At 28.7% G+C, this 19,106-nt stretch carries 18 protein-coding genes and 1 tRNA gene; 12 read left to right on the forward strand and 7 right to left on the reverse strand.

Annotation, left to right across the window (positions count from 1 at the left end):
- Nucleotides 1-21: 21 nt before the first annotated feature.
- Nucleotides 22-94: transfer RNA gene (locus ABY298_RS05160), tRNA-Phe, on the reverse strand.
- A gap of 97 nt (nt 95-191) precedes the next feature.
- Between ABY298_RS05160 and ABY298_RS05165 the strand changes: the two genes are divergently transcribed.
- The 7 genes from ABY298_RS05165 (at nt 192) to ABY298_RS05195 (ending at nt 7,906) form a co-directional block, all read left to right on the forward strand.
- Entirely contained in the window at nt 192-917 is a 726-nt protein-coding gene (locus ABY298_RS05165) for a type III pantothenate kinase (RefSeq protein ID WP_372744943.1), read from the forward strand.
- Nucleotides 918-2,201 (forward strand): hypothetical protein, encoded by a 1,284-nt coding sequence (locus tag ABY298_RS05170; protein WP_372744944.1) that lies wholly within the window; start codon nt 918-920, stop codon nt 2,199-2,201. It abuts the gene before it with no gap.
- Nucleotides 2,202-2,223: 22 nt separating this feature from the next.
- Nucleotides 2,224-3,567, forward strand: coding sequence for a hypothetical protein (locus ABY298_RS05175; protein WP_372744945.1), 1,344 nt, complete (start codon nt 2,224-2,226; stop codon nt 3,565-3,567).
- A 40-nt stretch (nt 3,568-3,607) separates the two neighbouring features.
- The gene (gene lptC / locus ABY298_RS05180) at nt 3,608-4,168 is read left to right on the forward strand and encodes an LPS export ABC transporter periplasmic protein LptC (protein WP_372744946.1); all 561 of its coding nucleotides are present in this window, start codon (nt 3,608-3,610) and stop codon (nt 4,166-4,168) included.
- 1 nt (nt 4,169) lies between these two features.
- Complete coding sequence (locus ABY298_RS05185) at nt 4,170-4,364, forward strand: hypothetical protein (RefSeq protein ID WP_372744947.1); 195 nt, start codon at nt 4,170-4,172, stop codon at nt 4,362-4,364.
- Complete coding sequence (locus tag ABY298_RS05190) at nt 4,365-5,630, forward strand: hemolysin family protein (RefSeq protein WP_372744948.1); 1,266 nt, start codon at nt 4,365-4,367, stop codon at nt 5,628-5,630.
- A gap of 113 nt (nt 5,631-5,743) precedes the next feature.
- Complete coding sequence (locus ABY298_RS05195) at nt 5,744-7,906, forward strand: peptidylprolyl isomerase (protein ID WP_372744949.1); 2,163 nt, start codon at nt 5,744-5,746, stop codon at nt 7,904-7,906.
- Between the two features lie 67 nt (nt 7,907-7,973).
- On the opposite strand, the gene rho is transcribed toward ABY298_RS05195, so the two are convergent.
- Nucleotides 7,974-9,749, reverse strand: coding sequence for a transcription termination factor Rho (gene rho, locus ABY298_RS05200; protein WP_372744950.1), 1,776 nt, complete (start codon nt 9,747-9,749; stop codon nt 7,974-7,976).
- A gap of 218 nt (nt 9,750-9,967) precedes the next feature.
- Between rho and ABY298_RS05205 the strand changes: the two genes are divergently transcribed.
- From ABY298_RS05205 to ABY298_RS05215, 3 genes are all read left to right on the forward strand, one after another.
- Complete coding sequence (locus tag ABY298_RS05205) at nt 9,968-10,402, forward strand: DUF4293 domain-containing protein (protein WP_372744951.1); 435 nt, start codon at nt 9,968-9,970, stop codon at nt 10,400-10,402.
- A gap of 142 nt (nt 10,403-10,544) precedes the next feature.
- Nucleotides 10,545-11,216: a response regulator gene (locus tag ABY298_RS05210; protein ID WP_372744952.1), complete on the forward strand. Its 672-nt coding sequence runs from the start codon at nt 10,545-10,547 to the stop codon at nt 11,214-11,216.
- A 27-nt stretch (nt 11,217-11,243) separates the two neighbouring features.
- A complete protein-coding gene (locus tag ABY298_RS05215; protein ID WP_372744953.1) occupies nt 11,244-12,962 on the forward strand; it encodes a DUF2225 domain-containing protein in 1,719 nt (572 codons plus the stop codon).
- Here ABY298_RS05215 and ABY298_RS05220 read toward each other — a convergent pair.
- Nucleotides 12,959-13,453, reverse strand: a complete 495-nt coding sequence (locus ABY298_RS05220; protein ID WP_372744954.1) for a metallophosphoesterase — start codon at nt 13,451-13,453, stop codon at nt 12,959-12,961. The genes ABY298_RS05215 and ABY298_RS05220 overlap by 4 nt on opposite strands.
- Nucleotides 13,454-13,520: 67 nt before the next feature.
- Between ABY298_RS05220 and truA the strand changes: the two genes are divergently transcribed.
- Both truA and ABY298_RS05230 read left to right on the forward strand, forming a co-directional pair.
- Complete coding sequence (gene truA, locus ABY298_RS05225) at nt 13,521-14,273, forward strand: tRNA pseudouridine(38-40) synthase TruA (RefSeq protein WP_372744955.1); 753 nt, start codon at nt 13,521-13,523, stop codon at nt 14,271-14,273.
- On the forward strand, nt 14,266-16,032 hold the full coding sequence (locus ABY298_RS05230) for an ABC transporter ATP-binding protein (protein WP_372744956.1): 1,767 nt from the start codon (nt 14,266-14,268) through the stop codon (nt 16,030-16,032). The genes truA and ABY298_RS05230 overlap by 8 nt, the downstream gene beginning before the upstream one ends.
- Before the next feature lie 104 nt (nt 16,033-16,136).
- Here the strand turns inward: ABY298_RS05230 and cdaA are convergent, their stop codons facing one another.
- From cdaA to ABY298_RS05250, 4 genes are read right to left on the reverse strand one after another with little or no spacing between them, the layout of a single operon-like run.
- A complete protein-coding gene (gene cdaA, locus ABY298_RS05235) occupies nt 16,137-16,910 on the reverse strand; it encodes a diadenylate cyclase CdaA (protein ID WP_372744957.1) in 774 nt (257 codons plus the stop codon).
- A 50-nt stretch (nt 16,911-16,960) separates the two neighbouring features.
- A complete protein-coding gene (locus ABY298_RS05240; RefSeq protein ID WP_372744958.1) occupies nt 16,961-17,671 on the reverse strand; it encodes a hypothetical protein in 711 nt (236 codons plus the stop codon).
- Nucleotides 17,672-18,502, reverse strand: coding sequence for a dihydropteroate synthase (gene folP / locus ABY298_RS05245; protein ID WP_372744959.1), 831 nt, complete (start codon nt 18,500-18,502; stop codon nt 17,672-17,674).
- A complete protein-coding gene (locus ABY298_RS05250) occupies nt 18,502-19,083 on the reverse strand; it encodes a TIGR00730 family Rossman fold protein (protein WP_372744960.1) in 582 nt (193 codons plus the stop codon). Before ABY298_RS05250 ends, folP begins: the two co-directional genes overlap by 1 nt.
- Nucleotides 19,084-19,106 lie beyond the last annotated feature (23 nt).

Consider the following 19,106-nt stretch of genomic DNA (forward strand, 5'->3'; position numbering starts at 1 on the left):
AGATAATCAAGGGTTTTAAGGTGGTGCCTCCAGGAATCGAACCAGGGACACAAGGATTTTCAGTCCTTTGCTCTACCAACTGAGCTAAGGCACCTTTGCGTTAGCGGTTGCAAATATAAATGTATTTTTAATACAAATCAAAACATTTTTTAAAAAATCTGTCGTATTTTTGAAACTTGTTTTTAAAAAGTATGAATTTAATAATAGATTGTGGGAATAGTAGAGTTAAAATAGCTGTCTTTAATGGTAGTGAAATAATTCATTTTGATGTGTTTACGTATAATGGTTTTGTAAATAACGTTTTAGAGGGTATAGAAAAATTTAATTGTAAAAAAGGAATAATTTCTTCGGTAACTTTTTTAAAAAAAATAGAAATTGATGAAATTGAACGTAAAATTTCATTAATTCAACTAAATTCTTCCACCAAAATTCCATTCATTAACAATTATCAAACTCCAAAAACGCTTGGAGTGGATAGAATAGGGTTAATTGCAGCAGCAATTTCAAATTTTCCAAATAAAAATGTTTTAGTAATTGATGCCGGAACATGCATTACGTATGATTTTGTTGATGCTAAACGAAATTATTATGGAGGTGCAATTTCTCCCGGAGTTCAAATGAGATATAAATCCTTACCTCAGTTTACCAATAAACTACCGTTGTTAGAACCAAATTATAATGTTGATTTAATTGGCAATACAACAGAATCAAGCATTCATTCAGGAATTATAAATGGCGTTTTAGGAGAAATAGATTCCGTAATTGATAAATACAAAGAAAAAAATAAAGGTTTAACAGTTGTTTTAACAGGGGGCGATGTTAATTTCTTGCTAAATAAATTAAAAAATAGCATATTTGCCAATCCTAATTTCTTGTTAGAAGGATTAAACTCAATTTTGATCTATAATTTAAAGTAAATGGTAAAAAAAATAATAGTAGTATTTACAACTCTATTTATTACATTTAATGGTTTTGCCCAAAAAAATAACTCATCTGCATATTCTTTTTTTGGAATAGGAGATATTAGTAGCTCAAATACAGTAGAACAATTAAGTATGGGAGGTGCTGGAGTTTCTTTAAACGATAATTTACATTTAAACTTATCAAATCCAGCTTCATTATCTTCCTTAAAATTTACCACATATACTTTAGGTCTTGAAAACAATAATCTTTCCGTAAAAGAAAGTGATATTAGTCAAAAAGCGGCAACAACATATTTGTCTTATTTGGCATTAGGTGTTCCATTAGGAGAAAAAGGAGGTTTAGGTTTTGGGTTAATGCCATATTCATCTGTTGGTTATTCTTTAACATCAAATGTTTATGTTGATGATGAATTGACTGAAATTACCCTTTATAATGGAGAAGGAGGTACAAATAAAGTTTATTTAGCAGTAGGTTTTGAAATTTTTAAAGGGTTTAGTGTTGGGGTTCAAGGAAATTATTTGTTTGGAAAAATAGATAATAGTGTTGTAAATCAGATAAAAGGAGTTTCTAGAGCTACAAAATACCAAACAATTTCTAATTTAGAAAGTTTTTCGTTAAATACTGGATTTCAATATAAAAAGGAATTAAAAAATAATTTAAATTTGCACTTTGGTGGAAATGTTAATTTAGAAAATGAAATAACATCAGATGGAAATAAATACTTATACTCTGTATCAATTGGAAACTATGAAATTCCGCGAGATACAATTTTAAACGAAGAGAGTAACGGTAAAATTATAGCTCCATTAAAAAGTTCATTAGGTATTGGTGTTGGCAAAGAAAATAAATGGTATGCTAGTTTGGACTATAATTTTCAAAAAGCACTTAAGTTGGATGGAAATGTATTAAATAATTATTCAAAAATTAAATACGATAATTCAAATAAAATTGCTTTGGGAGGTTTTTTTATTCCAAAATACAATTCAATTACAAGTTACTGGGATAGAGTAACATATAGAGCTGGTATTAAGTTAGAGAAAACTGGATTATTAGTAAATGGTTCAGGAATTGAAAATGATTTTACGGCAATTGATGATTATGGCATATCTTTTGGAGTAGGATTACCAGTTAGCAATCAATTATCAAATTTAAATATTGGATTTGAGTTTGGTAAGAGAGGAGAAACTGAAAAAGGTTTAGTTCAAGAGAATTACTTTAATTTTAGATTAAGTCTTTCGTTGAACGACAAATGGTTTAGAAAATTAGAAATATTTTAATACAAACAAGATGATGAAAAAAATGAAACAAATTTTAACAATACTATTTTTAGTAGTTTCGGTATCGGTTGTGTTTTCTCAAGAAGATAATAATGATTGTTATATAAAATACAATCTTTTTAAGGGAGATTACAGCTCTAAAAAGTACGACGTAGCTTATGAAAATTGGTTGTGGTGTATGGATAATTGTCCTACATTATCAATTAATATTTATAAAATGGGTATTAGAATAGCTGAAGATAGATTAGAAAGAGCGGCTGAGGCAGATAAACCTGCGGCAAGAGAATTAGTAATGAGAGTTTATAATCAAAGATTACAACATTATCCAGATGATGCAGCAGATATTTATAATGATATTGCTAGTTTTAAAACTGATCAAGGAGCTTCTGATGATGAAATATTTACTTGGATTGAAAAAGCTTTTAAAGCCGACGCTACAGCTGTAACTGCTAGAAATATTTATAAATATTTTGATATTATTTTAAATAGACATAAAGTTAAAGCTCCAGAAATTGTTTTTGAAACTTACGATAGAGTTTCTGAAGGATTAGATTTAAAGAGAGATACTTATGTTAGAAAAATTGAAGAAATTAAAGGGAAAGACTCAACTTTAATAACTTCAAGAGACACTAAAAATCTTTCTACATATCAACAGATATTAGAAAATGTTGAATTGGTTGAAGCTGGATTAGATGCTCAGTTAGCTGAAATTTCAACTTGTGAGAATTTAATTCCATTAAATAAAAAATACTTTGAGCAGTATAAAAACGATGCAGTTTGGTTAAGAAGAGCAGTATCTAGAATGTACAACAAAGAGTGTACATCTGATCCTTTCTATCCAAAATTAGTAGAAGCTTATGTTCATGCAGATCCATCTCCAACAGCTTCGGTTTTTTATGCTGATATTTTAATGGGTAGAGGAGAAACTAATAAGGCAATGGAATATTTTAAAAAAGCTATTGACCAAGAAACAGATTCTTATAAAAAAGCAGGAAATTTATATAAAGTTGCCCGAATTTTAAATAAACAAGGTAAAAAATCTGAAGCAAGAAGCTATTGCTATAAAGCCTTAGATTATGCACCAAGAATGGGTAAAGCGTATTTGTTAATTGCAAGTATGTATGCTTCAAGTGCAAACTCTTGTGGAGACGATGTAGTTTCTAAAAGAATGGTATATGTTGCTGCCTTAAATATGGCATATAAAGCAAAATCTGTAGATCCAAGTATTAGTGGACACGCAAATAAATATATTTCAAGCTATTCTGAAAACATTCCAACTACAAAAGATTTATTTGTGGCAGGTGTAAAATCTGGAACATCTTTTAAAATTGGATGTTGGATAAATGAAACAGTTAGAGTTCCTTAATAAATAGTTGTAAAATACTATAATTGATTATATTTGTTGAATGACAAAATCAGTTGTAAAAAATATATTAAACATTGCTGTAATTTTATTTACAGCAATGTTTTTTTCATGTAAAAATGATGCCAAAGAAGTGCGTGATTTTTTAGTTGATAAAAACTTACCTATTGGTGAGTCTTTTAATATTAATCATATGCATACAGATTCCGGACGAGTTGATTTAAAAATGCAAACCCCTGTAATGTATGATTTTAGTAATAGAAGATTGCATCCCTACTCAGAATTTCCTGAAGGATTAAAAATAACAACTATTGATAAACATAAAGATTCTGTTACTATAGAAGGAGAATATTCTAAAAGTTATACTAAAACTCAAGTTTCTGAACTTAGAAACAATGTGGTGATTATTAACCATAAAGAGCGAACAAAATTAACTACCGATGAGATTTATTGGGATCAAAAAACGCATTATTTTTTTACTGAAAAAAGATTTGTATTTTACACTCCGTCAGATACAATTTATGGAATTGGCTTTGAAGCATCAGAAGATTTAAAAAAATGGTGGGTAAAAAACCAAAGTGGTGTAATAGAAATAAAAGAATAATATGAATAAATTTTGGAAAATATTTGAATACGGTTATTTGTTAATTGCTATTGTTTTTATTGTAGAAACTGTACTGCATTGGAATATAGACAGAGACAAATCTTACTTAATGTTGCTTTTTGCTATAGTTGCAATTTTTATGTATTTCTTTAAAAGAAGATTCAGAAATAAATTTCAAAATAGAAACAAAGAATAAATGGGATTTGATATTGCTATAATATTAATTTCAATCTTATTTTCAGCCTTTTTTTCTGGAATGGAAATAGCGTTTGTATCAGCAAACAAATTTCAAATAGAATTAGAAAAAAAGAAAGAAGGAATTACTGCAAAAATATTAACTAAAATAACCGCTAAATCGTCTAAGTTTATTACAACTATGTTGGTTGGTAATAATATTGCTTTGGTTATTTATAGTTTTTTTATGGGCGATTTTCTAATGGGTTTTTTGCCACATGATACTTTAAATGAAATTTCGCTATTAATTATTCAAACAATTGTTTCAACCATAATAATTTTAATTACAGCTGAGTTTTTACCAAAAGCAATTTTTAGAATTTATGCCAATGAAACCTTGCTTTTATTTGCGCCGTTAACGTACTTTTTTTATATTATTTTTCATTATATATCTAATTTTATAACGGCTATTTCTGATTTCTTTTTAAGAGTATTTTTTAATTCTGATATAGATATTCAGCAAACTGAGTTTAGTAAAGAAGAATTAGGTCAATACATATCAACACAATTAGAACATTCAAATGGCGATGATGATGTGGATTCTGAAATTCAAATATTTCAAAACGCATTAGAGTTTGATACCGTTAAAGCTAGGGAAATTATGATTCCTAGAATTGAAATAGTAGCTGTTGATATTAATGAAAGCATAGCTACATTAAAAAAATTATTTATTGAAACTGGTTATTCAAAAATTTTGGTTTATAATGAATCTTTTGATGATATTTTAGGGTATGCACACGCATTTGAACTATTTAAAAAACCAAAAAATATTAGATCAATTTTATTACCTGTTGAATTTGTTCCAGAAAGTATGATGATTAATAATGTGCTAAACATTTTAATTAAAAAGAAACGCAGTATGTCTGTTGTTTTAGATGAGTTTGGCGGTACATCTGGAGTAATTACGGTAGAAGATATAATTGAAGAGTTATTTGGGGAAATAGTAGATGAACACGATACCGTTGAATTATTAGAAAATCAAATTAATAACAAAGAGTTTGAATTTTCGGCAAGGTTAGAGGTAGATTATTTAAATGAAAATTACAATTTAAATATAGAAGAAAATGAAGCCTATGAAACCTTGGGTGGATTTATTGTATATCATAATGAAGACATACCAAAACAAGATGAAATTATTAAAATTAACAATCTTCATTTTAAAATGAAAAAGGTTGATTCTTCAAAAATTATGGAAGTTTACGTGAAAGTGTTAGATAAAAACGATTAATTTTAAAATAATACTAAAATCCTACTTTTTAAGCCGTTAATTCTAATCATTTCACTTTCATAATTAAATTCAAAATTGTATTTTCGCACACTGTTAATAAAAGAAATAATATAATGGCAATTTTATCAAAAATTAGAGATCGTTCAATGTTTCTAATCCTTATTGTAGGATTAGCATTATTTGCATTTGTACTTGATCCAAGCTCAATTCAAAGTTTTTTCAGTTCCAATAAAGTGAATGCTATAGGGCAAGTTAATGGAGAAGATATAGATAGAGAAGAATTTGCACAACAAGTAGAAGCTTACAGAACTCAAAGTGGAGGTAGAGCAACTCAAATGCAAGCAGTTAATGCTGTTTGGGACGCAATGGTTAGTGAAAAAATGTTTGCTGCTCAGTTAGAGAAAGCAGGTATAGTTGTTGGTGAAAAAGATATTTGGGATGCTATGGTATCATTACCAGAAGTTCAAAATTCACCAATGTTTAGAAATGAAGCCAATTTGTTTGATGAAGAAATGCTAAAAGAATACATAGCTAATTTAAAAGATGAGTCTGTAGCTGGAAATAGCGAAGCTTGGATGAATTGGTTAAATACTGAAAAAAGCATTAAACAAAACCTAGAGCGTCAGGCATATACAACTTTAGTAAGTGCAGGTTTAGGAGCGTCATTTGCAGAAGGTAAAAGAGAATATTTATACCAAAATACAAAAATGGATGCGCAATATGTGTATCTTCCTTATACATCAATTAATGAAAGTTCTATAACCGTTTCTAAAGGAGAAATGAAAGCATATTTAGAAAAAAACGCAAAACGTTTTAAGTCTGAAGCTTCACGTTCTTTAGAGTATGTTAAATTTGATATAGTTGCATCAGAGAGCGATGAAAATGATGTTAAAACTCTTGTAGAAAGTTATATTAATGACAGAGAGGAATATAGTACTGCAGCAAAAGCTAAGGTGGTTATTCCTGGATTAAAAACCGCTACACATTACGAGTCTTTTATGAATGATAATAAGTCTGACTCGCCAATGAGTGAAACTTATATCTATAAAAATCAATTGCCAATTACTATTTCTGAAGAAATTTTTTCAGCTGCAATTAATGATGTAGTAGGTCCTTACAAAGAAAACGGTTCTTATAAAATTTCAAAAGTTTTAGAAGTTACTAAAATTGCTGATTCGGTAAAATCTAGTCATATTATTATACCTTTTGCAGGAGCAACAAGATCAACATCTTTAAAAACAAAAGAAGAAGCAAAACAAATGGCAGATAGTATTTATGCCTTAGTAAAAGGTAATAAAACAAAATTTGCAGAAATTGCTGATGAAATAAATTCAGACGGAACAAAAGGAAAAGGTGGAGATATTGGCTGGATTAGAAAAGATCAAGCATTCTCTCAATCTTTCGATCCAGATTTTGCTAGTTTTATTTATAAAAATAATGCAGGTACTATGGGAGTTGTTGAAACAGCTTTTGGTTATCATGTAATTAGTGTAGATGAACAAAAAAATATAGATCAGGCTGTAAAATTAGCAACCTTTTCAAGATTAATTGAGCCATCAGAAGAAACTGAAAATTTAATTTTTGAAAAAGCCGAAACATTAGCTTCTAAATTAGCTGAAGGAGGTTCTTTAGAAGATATAGCAAAAGAAAATAACTATTCTGTACTGTCTGCAATGAATTTAAAATCGTTAGACGAAAACTTACCTGGTATATCAAATCAACGTTCAATAGTTACTTGGGCATTTGAAAATGGTAGAGAATTGGGAGATTCAAAAAGATTTGATTTTGATGTTAATGGTAACAGAGGATATTTAGTTGCTGTACTTAAAGGAAAAGCAGAAAAGGATAGTAACGAATTAACTACTGATATAATTTCTCAAATTAGACCAGAAATTGTGAACAGTAAAAAAGCTGCAATTTTAAAAGAAAAAATGAAAGGAGCTACTTTAGAAGAAGTTGCTAAAAATGCAAATACAACTGTTGCAAGTGCTTCTCTTGTTACATTAGCAAGTCCGTTAATTTCAGGAGTTGGTAATGAGCCAAAAGTTGTTGGAGCTATGTCAACTATTAAATTAAATGAAGTTTCAAATTTAATTGAAGGAGATAAAGGTGTGTTTATGATTAAAGTTACTAATAGAACAGAACCTGTTAAGTTAGATAATTACGAAAACTTCCGTAAACAAGTAAGCACTAAATTAAGTGGTAGAAGTTATCAGTTATTTCAAGTATTGAAAGAAAAGTCTGATGTAGTAGATAATAGAGCTAAATTCTTTTAATTTTACTTCTTTATAAGCATAAAAAAAGCAGCCAATTGGCTGCTTTTTTTATGCTTTATTATTTTAATTATCCATTCATAGATATTAAAAACTCATCGTTTGAAGTGGTGTATTGAATTTTACTTTTAATAAATTCCATAGCTTCTACAGGATTCATATCAGCAAGGTATTTTCTTAATACCCACATACGTTGTATTGTTTTAGGATCTAGCAGTAAATCGTCTCTACGAGTGCTAGATTTTACAAGATCTATAGCTGGATAAATTCTACGATTAGAAATATTACGTTCTAATTGTAGCTCCATATTTCCAGTACCTTTAAACTCTTCAAAAATAACTTCATCCATTTTAGAGCCAGTCTCAGTAAGTGCTGTTGCAATTATAGATAAAGATCCACCATTTTCAATGTTACGTGCAGCACCAAAGAAACGTTTAGGTTTGTGTAAAGCATTTGCATCAATACCTCCAGATAATATTTTTCCTGAGGCAGGTGCAACAGTATTATATGCTCTTGCCAAACGTGTAATAGAATCTAATAAAATAACAACATCGTGTCCGCATTCTACCAATCTTTTTGCTTTTTCTAAAACAATATTGGCAACTCTTACGTGTTTTTCTGCAGGTTCATCAAAAGTAGAAGCAACAACTTCACCTTTAACACTACGTTGCATATCTGTTACCTCTTCTGGTCTTTCGTCTATTAATAAAATTATTTGATAAACCTCAGGATGATTAGAAGCAATTGAGTTTGCAATATCCTTTAATAACATTGTTTTACCAGTTTTTGGCTGAGAAACAATCATACCTCTTTGTCCTTTACCAATAGGTGAGAATAAATCTATAATTCTAGTGGAAAGCGTACTATTTCTTCCAGCTAAATTAAATTTTTCTTGAGGAAATAAAGGTGTTAAATGCTCAAAAGAAACTCTGTCTCTTACAACATTAGGACTTAATCCGTTAATTTTTGATACTCTAATTAAAGGAAAATATTTTTCACCTTCTTTTGGTGGTCTAACAACACCTTTTACAGTATCTCCAGTTTTTAATCCAAATAGTTTAATTTGAGATTGAGATAAATAAATATCATCAGGAGATGATAGGTAATTATAATCAGATGATCTTAAAAATCCATAACCATCAGGCATCATTTCTAAAACACCTTCACTCTCAATAATTCCATCAAACTCATAATCAGGATCTCTGTATCTGTTACCAGTTTTACGTTGCCCTTTTTCTCTTGGCTGATTACCTTGTTGAGGAGCATTGTTTTGTTGATTACCCTGATTTTGTTGCTTATTCTGATTTGGGTTTTTTGGTTTGTTTTGTTGGTTCGGATTCGTTTTTTCCTTTTTTACAGGAGTATTACTAGAAACCTCACTTTTTGGTGCGTTTTCTGCACTACCAGTAATTTCTGTAGCTTTAGATTCAATTTCCGTATTTTCAATGGTTTTTGATTCTACAGTTTTTTCAATATTTTTTGCTACTTTTTGAGGTTTTAACCTCTTTTCTTTTGGAAGATTTTGTTTTGTAATTGGTGTGCTTTCAGGTTTTAAATCTAATTCAACCTGTTTAGGAGCTTCAGGAGTTGGAATAGGAGTAGGCGCTGCAGTTACTGGGCTTTCTTTTACTGGTTTAGCCTTTTTAACTATTCTTTTTCTTTTAACCTTACCCTCGTTTGAAGACTCATTTTGGTTAACTTTTGCAGGAGTTGCGGCTTGAATATCTAGTATGGCGTAAACTAAATCTAACTTTTTAAGTTGGCTAAATTTTTTTGCTCCAATAGATTTTGCAATCTCTTGTAATTCTAAAAGGGTTTTTTCCTTTAGTTGCGAAATTTCAAACATTATTTTTAAAATATAATAATTGTTAATTTATTAATTTGGACTTCTTATTTAATTAAGAGTTTTTTTGTAAGTAAATCAATGTGGTGAATAATTGCTTTAGTTGTAGTTATTGTATACAATGTTGTGTATCAATTAGGCAAATATAAGAAATAATTTTATAAAGTAAAATTTAATTCTTTAAAAATAAAATGTATTTTTGTGGCTCATAAAAAAATAAAATGATTCAAAGAATTCAAACTATATACTTATTGTTGGCAACATTAGCCTCAAGTGGTTTAATTTTCTTTTTTGATTTATGGAAAGATGTGGAAAGTAATTCGTTTTTTGCAATGGATTCTTTTGTGTCTGATAATTTATTGATACAAATTATTCCAGTTTTATTTTTTTTATCAGCCCTTTTAACATTTGTAGCTATTTTTATTTTTAAAAATAGAAAATTACAATTTGTTATAGGAAGGCTTTCAATTTTGATAAACTTTATTTTATTAGGTATTCTTATATATTTTTCACAAAATTTATCTGGAGAAACAATTGTTTCTGAGAAAGGTATTGGGTTAGTGATTCCTATTTTATCAATTGCATTAGTTGTGTTAGCTAATAAAGCAATTAAAAAGGATGAAGAACTTGTAAAATCTGTGGATAGATTAAGATAATCCTAACATCTTAGTATATTATGTGCAAAAAAACCATTTCAATTAACATTGAGATGGTTTTTTACTTCTAACGGTTTTCAGTGATAAAAAAATATCACTACTTTTGGGTATATATACATTTTGCTAATTAAATATCTTTGAAATGAGGAAAAAATTGGAAAAGATTCGAGTTCATATTGCAGACGACCATCAAATTTTAATTGATGGGATTATTGCAGTTTTATCTGCTGAAGAAAATATTGAAGTTGTTGGTTTTTCCAACAACGGCGAAGATGTTTTAAAATGGTTTACTGCTAATAGGGCAGATGTTTTATTGTTAGATATTAATATGCCTAAAGTAGATGGAATTGCAGTTCTGCAAAACTTGAACGAACTTAATTTTCAACCAAAAGTTATTGTTTTATCAAGCTATGATGATACAAAACTTATTAAAGAGGTGTTAAAAATTGGCGCTGTAGGCTTTTTAGCTAAAAAATGTGCAGGAGAACATATAGTTGAAGCTATTAATAAAGTTAATAATGGTGAACAATATTTTGAAAAAAGTATTCAACAAAAACTTTTAAGCACTTTTACCAATCAATCTCAATCCAACGATTTTATTTCACAAGATGGCCCATTTTTTAGTTCATTAACGCCAAGAGAATTAGAAGTACTTCAGTTAATTGCTAGGCAATACAATTCAAGAGAAATTAGCGATGAGTTACATATTTCTGTAAATACCGTAGAAACGCATCGAAAAAATTTAATAGCAAAATTAAATGTAAAAAATGTTGTTGGATTAGCTATTTATGCACTTAAAAATGACTTAGTTTAAGTATCTTAGTAATTATTTTATTTTAATATGCTTAAACAAACAGTATTTTTTTGGGTTGTCTTTCTTAGCAGTGTTTTTATTGTTAATAACCAATACTTATTTTCAAATAATTTAAGTCCTGTTTTTGATTTGCAGGTTTTTTCTGATGATGAAAAAATAGAGTCTGTTGAAAAATTATTAAAACAAGGAAATACAAAAGTAGCGCTTGAAAAATTATATATAATATTAAAAGAAGCGACTGCAAAAAACGATTTACCTTTAATTTCGCAATCAAACTTATTGCTATCAGACGTTTATAGGAATAATGGCGATTATAAAAAATCCAATATTTTTTTAGATAATGCTTTAAAATCTGCAAAAGGTGATCTTGTAAAAAATCAAATTATTTATTTTAAAAAAGGCGGAAATTATCAAAATGAAGGACAGATAGATAGTGCGTTGGTGAATTATGAAAAGTCTATTTTTATTGGTAATAAAATTGAAAAAAACTACGATTTAAAGGCTAAAGTACACGCAAATCTTTCTGGAATTTATTATTTAAAAGAAAATTATCCAAAGGCTATTGAGCATTCTAAAATAGCTGTTAATTATCAAAGAATTCTTGGAAATACTGAAATTGAAGCCGGAATTTTAAATAATTTGGGTGGAATTTATTATATGACTGGAAATTATAAAGAAGCTTTAAAAACATTTGAATCAGCACTTTCTTTAGTTGGTTTTGGACAAGAAGAACTTCAAAAAAAAACGAGAAGCACATCTTATATAAATATTGCATATGCTTATAGCGGATTAAATCAGTTTGAAAAAGCCTTTGAATACCAAGATAAATATTTTTCGTTGAATGATTCTTTAAACCAAGAATTAAAATATAAAGAAATTGCTGAAATTGAATCAAAATATAAAGTAGCATCAAAAGCAAAAGAAGCTGAAATTGAAAAAGTAAAAAGGAAAGAGGCAGAGTATTTGTCGTACGGCTTAGCCTTGGCTATATTTATTTTGCTAATAGGAATTTATGTGCTTTATAAAATTATTAAATTACGTAAACGAAATTATGCGCTTCAAATTGAACAAGAAAATTTGGTGCACCAAAGCAAAGTAGAAAAAATTAAGGGCGATTTACAACTAAAAATATTAGCAGCAACTTTAGATGGTAGATTGGAAGAAAGAAAGAAAATTGCATCGGTGTTACATGATAATATTAGTGCATTGCTTTCCGCAGCAAATTTACATTTATACGCTTGTAAAAGACAATTAATTGGTAATGTTCCTGATGAAATTGAAAAGTCTCAAACTATTTTAAACGAAGCATCAGAACAAATTAGAGATTTATCACATAACTTAATGTCTGCTGTATTATTAAAGTTTGGTTTGGCAGTTGCAATTCAAGATTTATGTGAAAAATCATCAAATTCAAATTTAATAATATCGTGTGAAAGCAAAAATATTACAAGATTTGAGCAAAATTTTGAAATTAAAATATTTAATATAGTAACCGAGTTAGTAAATAACATTTTAAAACATAGCAAAGCAACCAAAGGCTTAATTAAAGTTGGTCAAATTGAAGGAAGTTTACAAATTGTTATAAGTGATAATGGGGTTGGCTTTGATTTAAATAAAATTCAGGAACAAGATGGAATTGGGATTAGTCAGATTAAAGCAAGACTAAGTGTATTAAAAGGTATAATTAAATTGTCATCGACAAATAATGGAGCTCGAATTTTTATTTCTGTTCCAATAATTTATTAGCGTTTTTCCAATTCTATAATTTCAAGGTTAGAAATATTACCTTCGTTTACTTCAAACCGCAACATGGTTCTAACTTTATGAAAACCGTGTTTTCCAGCTGCTCCAGGATTCATGTGTAATATATTTAGTTTTTTATCATAAATAACTTTTAATATATGAGAATGGCCGCATATAAATAATTTTGGCGGATTGTTGGTTAATTCTTCTTTTATTCTAGCTTCATATCTATTAGGATACCCACCAATATGTGTAATAAATACAGTAACTTTTTCAATAGTAAACTTTAAATCTAATGGAAATTCAGTTCTAATTAAATGGTCATCAATATTTCCATAAACAGCTCTTAAGGGTTTAATTTTTTTTATAGTATCAATAACTTCTAAAGATCCAATATCTCCTGCATGCCAAACTTCATCAGCCTGTTTTACAAATTTTAAAATTTGATCATCAATATAGCTGTGAGTATCCGAAAGGAGTAAAATTTTTTTCATTTAGTAATAAAATATAGAAATTGTAAATATGCTGTATATTTGCAACTGTGCAAAAATAACATTTCAGTTGAGATATTTTATTGAATTATCATATAAAGGAACAAATTACCATGGTTGGCAATACCAACCAAACGCTATTAGTGTTCAAGAACTTTTAAACAAAGCATTATCTACTATTTTTAGAACAACAATAGATGTGTTGGGCGCTGGACGAACCGATAGTGGCGTACATGCAGCACAAATGTTTGCCCATGTAGATTTAGACCATAAATTTAAAGTTGATGAAGTACTATATAAGCTAAACTCAATATTGCCAAACGACATAGTTGTGCATAAAATTTTAAGAACTACGGATGACGCACATGCGCGGTTTGATGCTATTAGCAGAAGTTACGAGTATCGTATTTTTAGAGGAAGAAATCCTTTTTTAACAGAAACAACTTGGCAACTTATTAATAAAAAGTTAAATATTGATAAAATGAATGAGGCGGCTGAAATTTTGTTAACTTACACTAATTTTCAATGTTTTTCTCGTTCCAATACAGATGTGAAAACATATAATTGTAAAATTTCAAATGCCAAATGGATTGAAGATGATAAATTTTTAATTTTTCATATTTCTGCAGACAGATTTTTACGAAATATGGTTAGAGCTGTAGTTGGTACATTGTTAGAAATTGGAGAAGGAAAAGTATCTATTGAAGATTTTAAAAAAATTATTGAAAGTAAAAATAGAAGTAATGCCGGGCCATCTGTGCCAGCGCAAGGATTATTTTTAACCAAAGTAGAATACCCAAAAACAGTGTTTATAAATGAGTAAAAAAGTTACAGGAAAAGCATTTGATCCAGTTATTTTTAAGCGATTAATGAGTTTTGCAAAAAACTATCGTTTACAATTTTTAATTGGAACCTTTTCTGCCATATTATTATCGTTAGTTTCTGTTGTGAAACCAATTTTATTGGAAAAAGTTGTAAATGTATATCTTGAAAATAAGGATAAAGAAGGCCTGGTAAATTATTCAATTTTAATGGCCGTTTTTTTAATTAGTGAAGTGTTTTTACAGTTTATTTTTATTTATAAAGTAAATTGGCTTGGGCAACATATTATTAAAGATATTAGAATAAAATTGCAAAAACACATGTTGCAATTTAAAATGACATATTTTGATAATTCTTCAGTAGGAAAATTAGTTACCAGATTAGTATCGGATACTGAGACAATTGCGCAATTTTTTGGGCAAGGATTGTTTATGATTGTAAGTGATATTTTAAAAATGGTTGTTGTTGCAATTGTTATGCTTTGGATGAACTGGAGAATGGCATTAATTTCGTTTATAGTTTTACCAATTTTAATTTATGCAACAAAAATATTTCAAATTGCTATAAAAGCATCTTTTCAAGAAGTAAGATTGCAAGTGGCAAATTTAAACGGTTTTGTTCAGGAAAGAGTAACAGGAATGAACATTGTACAGCTTTTTAATAGAGAAAAAATTGAGTATGATAATTTTGTGAAAATTAACGATAAGCATAAAAAAGCCTATATAAAAACTGTTTGGTATTACTCTATTTTCTTTCCAATTGCGGAAATTTTATCATCAATAGCTGTAGGTTTATTAGTTTGGTATGGCGGTTTAGATGTTGTTTCAAATGGAGGAACAAATGCAGGTGAAATTATTGCGTTTATTATGATGTCGCAAATGTTATTTAGACCTTTACGTCAAATTGCCGATAAATTTAATACGCTTCAAATGGGAATGGTTGCAGGAGATCGTGTTTTTGAAGTGTTGGATACTGAAAGTAGAATTAATAAAACAGGCGATTTAGAAGCCACACATTTTAAAGGAGATATTTCATTTAAAAATGTTCATTTTAGTTATATAAAAGGAGAGGAAGTTTTAAAAGGAATTAATTTAGAAGTAAAAGCAGGCGAAACAGTGGCAATTGTTGGAGCTACTGGTGCAGGAAAATCGACTATTATTAATTTGGTTAACAGATTTTATGAAATAGATAGTGGTGAAATTTGTATTGACGGAAATAATGTGAATGCTTATACTTTAGCTTCGTTAAGAAAACAAATTGCAATTGTTTTACAAGATGTATTCCTTTTTTCTGATACCATTTATAATAATATTGTTTTAAGTAATAATAACATTTCTTTGGATGAAGTAATGGCGGCTGCAAAGGAAATTGGAATCCATGATTTTATAGCTAGTTTGCCAAATGGTTATAATTATAATGTTAAAGAACGAGGAGTTATGTTATCGGCAGGTCAAAGACAATTAATTGCATTTTTAAGAGCGTATGTAAGTAAGCCGAGTGTTTTAATATTAGATGAAGCTACTTCCAGTATAGATTCGTATTCAGAAAAATTAATACAACTTGCCACAGATAAAATCACAAAATATCAAACTTCAATAATAATTGCTCATAGGTTAACTACTGTTAAAAAGGCTGATAGAATAATAGTAATGGATAAAGGGATGATTGTAGAACAGGGTTCTCATGTAGAGTTACTTTCTAAAGATGGTTTTTATAAAAATTTATACGATATGCAATTTGCGCATGAAGCTATTGGATAATTATAAAGCTTAAAAAAAAATTAAAGGGTAGAAAGTAGTTACAGGTTTAAAAGAGTTGCAAAAACGCACTATTTAAAAGTTAAGCGGTATTTTATAAGAAAGTCTTATGTTAAATCGTAACGAATGGTTTCAATAAGTTCGTTGGTGTTTTTAAACAATACAAATTCTCCATTTTTTATATACGATAATTTTCCAGTTTCTTCAGAAACTACCAAACATAAAGCATCTGTTTTTTCTGTAATTCCAATTGCTGCTCTATGTCTTAATCCAAAACGAGAAGGCAACGATTTTGTTGAAAGTGGAAGTATAATACGTGTTGCAATAATGTAATTTTCTTTAATAATAATAGCACCATCATGCAGTGGGCTGTTTTTGTAAAAAATACTTTCTAAAATAGGAGTGCTAATTTCAGCATTCATTTTATCACCTGTTGGTTTTACAAAATCTAAATTATGAGTTCTTTCTAAAACTATAAGCGCTCCTGTTTTTGATGTTGCCATAGTTTCGCAAGCTGCAACTATAGCTTCTACATTCATAGCGGTGTGAATTTCAGTATTTAAAAACTTTAGTTGTTTTAAAAAACTTTTTCTATTTGTAAAATTTGTAGAACCTAGCATTAACAAAAACTTTCTAACTTCTGGCTGAAATAAAATAAGTAAGGCAATTGCTCCTAAACTAATTAGGGTTCCTAATAAACTACTTAGCATTTTCATTTGTAATGCTTCGGTAATTTTCCAAATTACAACAACCAATGCAATTCCTATAAAAATATTAATAGCAACCGTTCCTTTTAATAATTTATAAATATAATACAACAAGGTAGCAACAAGTAGAATATCTAAAACATCTAAAAAAGTAAAGTCTAAAAAATCGAGCATTTAGTTAGTAATTTTTTGTAAAAATAGGAAAAAGATTGCACACAAGACAGTTATTCGCAACCACAATCTGGAACTTTTTTTTGATCGAAAACATATTCATTGGTATCAATTAAAATGTGTGGTGCTTTTAAAGATACTATCATTGTTTTATAAAATAAATATTTTTGATAGGTTAAGTTTTTATTGAAATTTAAATGAAGCATGGTTTGTTTTCCTTCTGAAGAAAAATCTATAAACTCTAGCAGCGTATTTTTAAATTCATCAGCTTCAATTTTCGAATCGTTTATCCAAGTATAATCTGTATTGAAAGTAATATGAATATTGTTGTAATTTTTATAGTTTTCAATGTGTTGTTTTAGTTCTAACTTTGAAATTAAACTATCTGTTTTAAAAATAACAGTATCAAATTCAAGAAACGACAATTTTTTAGAGATAGAATCGGAATAACTAAAATAATCATGCATTCCTTCTTCTGAATGTAAAGAATTTGCGTGTTTGTATTGCAATTGTATAATTGAAGGAATAATGGATTTTAAAGGCAATCTTTTATCAATATTATAAATCCAATGTGTTGTGCTAATTGTATTTTTCCTATTTAAATCGGCAATTGTATCGTTATTTTTTATTTCAAAGAAAAACCAAACTTGAGAATGGTTAAAAATTTCTTGAACTCCTTTTTCTGCCAAAACCGGAATTTTGACTTCTTTTTTACTACAACTTAATAAGATAATTGTAAAAAATAGTATTATTAATTTTTTCATTTAGTTAGTTTTTAAGAGCTCAACTATTTTTATGGCTTCAGCTGCTTCTTTAACATCGTGAACCCTTAAAATATTTGCTCCTTTTAATAAAGCAATAGTATTTGCAGTGGTAGTTGCGTTTAATGCTTCGTTTGGTTCAATATTTAAAGGTTTATAAAGCATCGATTTTCTTGAAACTCCTACTAAATTTGGAGTATTAAGGTGGCTAAACAGCTCTAAATTATTTAGTAATTTGTAATTATGTTCTAGAGTTTTTCCAAAACCAAAACCAACATCGGTAATTATATCGTTAATGCCTAAATTTCTTAAATCGTTAATTTTTTTCGAAAAGTAAAATAGAGTTTCTCTTATAATATCATTATAAACTGGATCTTTTTGCATGTTTTGAGGAGTACCTTGCATATGCATTATTATATAAGGAACTTGAAGTTTTGCAATGGTGGCAAACATATTTGGATCCATATTTCCAGCAGAAATATCATTAATAATACACGCGCCTTTAGCAATACATTGTTGCGCAATGTTGCTTCTAAAAGTATCAATGGAAATTAAAATGTTTGAAAACTCTTTAATTAATAAATCAACAATTGGTACAATTCTGCTTAATTCTTCTTCTTCGGTAATATTTTTTGCGCCTGGTCTGGATGAATATGCGCCAATATCTATGAAAGTAGCTCCTTCGCTTAGCATTTTTTCAACCTGAGAAATAATTGTATTGGTGCTATTAAATTTTCCTCCATCATAAAAAGAATCGGGAGTAATATTTAAAATCCCCATTACTTTTGGGGTGGAAAGGTCAATTAATTTTCCGTTACAATTTATACTTTTCATTATCTAACTACTTTATTAATTACTTTAGACATTTCTGGAGCTTGGTAATTAAACATTTTAGTAATTAAGTCATTAACAGATTCACTTACAATAAGCATTTCTTTGTTAGATTGTTTTAAATAACCTTCAGCAACCATTACATCTAACTGTTTTATTAAATAATTAAAAAAACCGTTGGTATTTAATAATCCTACTGGTTTTTTTTCAATTCCTAGCTGACCCAATGTTAGCGCTTCAAAAATTTCATCTAAAGTTCCAAATCCACCTGGCAGCGCAATATATCCATCAACTAATTTGCTAATTTTTACCTTGCGTTTACTCATTGTTTTGGTAACAATCATTTCAGTAATATTGTTGTGAGCAACTTCTTCGTGTCTTAACAAACCAGGTATAACACCAATTACTTCTCCTTTTTTTTCTAGAATAGCATCTGCAATAACGCCCATCATTCCAATTTTTCCACCTCCATAAACCAAACCAATATTGTTTTCAGCAAAATGAACACCTAACTTAGTAGCTTCATTTCTATAAATTTCTTTAAATCCTAAGCTTGAACCACAAAAAACTGCAACTTTCTTCATAAATGAGTAATTGAATTTTAATT

Origin of the sequence: Lutibacter sp. (assembly GCF_041596795.1) — a bacterium.
Taxonomy (GTDB): domain Bacteria; phylum Bacteroidota; class Bacteroidia; order Flavobacteriales; family Flavobacteriaceae; genus Lutibacter.